Source organism: Staphylococcus sp. AC872 (assembly GCF_979255425.1).
Genome location: NZ_CEEDKW010000049.1, coordinates 1 through 278, shown reverse-complemented (window position 1 = coordinate 278; position 278 = coordinate 1). Strand labels below are relative to the sequence as shown.

Here is a 278-nt window from a genome sequence, read left to right as displayed (position 1 = left end):
GGGCACCTCGATCAGCGGTCCGACGACCCCGGCGAGCGCTTGGCCGGAGGTGGCCCCGTAGGTGGCGATCGCGACGGCGATGGCGAGTTCGAAGTTGTTGCCCGCCGCGGTGAATGCCAGCGTGGTGGTGCGTTCGTAGCCCAGGCCCATGGCTGCGCCGAGGGCGTATCCGCCGCCCCACATCACCGCGAAGTAGACGAGCAGCGGGACGGCGATGCGGACGACGTCGAGGGGCTGGGAGGTGATGCGGTCGCCCTGCAGGGCGAACAGGACGACGA

1 protein-coding gene is annotated in these 278 nt (G+C 70.5%); it reads right to left on the bottom strand.

The features are described from left to right. Window positions 1–278, bottom strand: a 278-nt coding sequence (locus tag ACZ267_RS12875; protein ID WP_463680343.1) for an arsenic resistance protein, incomplete at both ends; no start/stop codon positions are given.